This window comes from Roseateles sp. P5_E11, from assembly GCF_054049355.1.
The window spans coordinates 1-1,845 of the sequence record NZ_JBFUMO010000841.1; the positions used below are offsets into that span (position 1 = coordinate 1).

At 68.8% G+C, this 1,845-nt stretch carries 1 protein-coding gene; it reads left to right on the top strand.

Annotated features, from left to right (window positions below):
* Positions 1-1,845 (top strand): hypothetical protein (locus ACXJKR_RS31250; protein ID WP_457326164.1); only part of this gene is annotated, 1,845 nt, incomplete at both ends.

A 1,845-nucleotide genomic window follows, 5' to 3' on the forward strand; every position in this document is an offset into this window, starting at 1 on the left:
GATTGCCCAGCAGCCACCGCCGCCCGGCGGCGACGACAGCGGCGTGGTGCTGCAGACGCTGCTGGTGGCGGCCACGGGGCTGTCGAGCTTCCTGGAGCACGGCGAGCTGGTGCTGCACGGCGCGGAGCTGATCAGCAGCGGTGCCAAGCTGCCGGGCGGCGACGCGGTGCGGTTGAAGCTCGACTATTCGGTGGCGGCCACCGTCACCGGCATCGACGTGGGCGTGCTGTCGGTGCAGATGCAGCCCAACCAGCCGCTGCGCGTGCGGGTGCGTGAGGTGGTGCTGAGCATCTTCCCCGACAAGCCCGGGCTGGAGAAATTCAACCTCGACTACGCCCGCAGCTCGATGGAGGTGGAGGACCCCGGCGGCTGGTTGGTGCAGGGGCCGGGCTCGCTCTTCGACGTGCTGGGCACGCGCTCGGGCCGCGGCTCGATGTGGATCGAGGTGGACCTGCGCTTCAAGCTCGACCTCGGGCCGGTCAAGGTGAGCGGTTGCACCATCCGCGGCACGCTCGACGAGAACGGCAAGCTCAGCGGCGAGCTGCGCGGGCTGGAAGCGTCCATCGCGCTGCAGCCCATGATCACCGGCAGCGGCTCGGTGATGCTGACGCCCAATGGTTTTCGTGCGGCGATGGAAGCCAGCATCATGCCTCTGGGCAAGATGGGCGCGAGCGCCGAGATCGAAACCGAAGGCGAGATGCTCAAGCTGGCGCTGGGCGTGGACCTGCCGGGCCCGTTGCCATTGGCCAACTCGGGCCTGGCGATCTACGGCGTGGGCGGCATGTTCGCGATCAACGCCAAGCCCAAGCCGGTGCCGCCGGGCGATGACCCGGTGCAGGCGGCGCTGGACTGGGACTACCGCGAGGCGGGCATGTTCGTGGAGGAAACGGGTGCCTTCAGCTTCGGCCTGGAGGCCGTCATCGGCACGGCGCCGGACATGGGCTTTACCTTCAGCGCCCGCGCCGGCCTGTTCGTGACCACGCCGGACATCATCGTGCGCGGCTCGGTCGAAGGCCGCTACATGGGCCCGCGCATGAAGATCGCACGCGGCGGCAACGACCTGTCGCTGCTGCAGGCCAAGGGCGTCATCCTGGTGGACCCGGCAGACGGCGTCACCATCGCCGTCGAGGGCGAGTACAAGATCCCGCACATCGTCACCACCACGGTGCCCGTGGGCGCGCATTTCCCGACGGAATCAGCGGACTGGTTCATCCATCTGGGCGCCGACGGTTACCCCGCCGAAAGCCGTGGGCGCGGCCCGGTGCGCTCCATCTTCCTGCCCGACATCGTGGGCCAGAGCTCCGACGCCTATTTGATGATCCGCGGCAACGGCATCAACAACTGGCCGCGCGGCGGCACCTTTCGCGCCGCCCCGGGCAGCTTCGTCATCGCCTTCGGCGTCGGCTTCGACATCGTCTACGGCTTCAAGCCCGTGGTCTGGGCGGACGTGTTCGCGCGGGCCGACATCCTGGTGGCGACGCACCCGATGAGCTTCGTCGGCGCGGGCACCATCGGCGGCGGGCTGCACATCGGCATCTTCTCGGTGGGCATCGACGCGACCATCAACGTCGTGCTGGTGGACGGTTCCGACCCACACGTGAAGGCCGAGCTGTGCGGCAGCATCGACCTGTTCTTCGACGAGATCCGCAAGTGCGTGACGCTGGAGTACGGCAGCCCGTCGCCCAAGGACAAGGTGCCCGAGCCCGAGCACCCGCTGGATGGCCACGGGCATTCGCTGGTGGACGACCAATACCACCGCCTGGCGCCGCTGGCCACCAGGCCCGAGGATGCGACGCCCGAGAGTGCGGTGTGGCCCGACAGCATCCCGCTGCTGGCCTTCAGCAC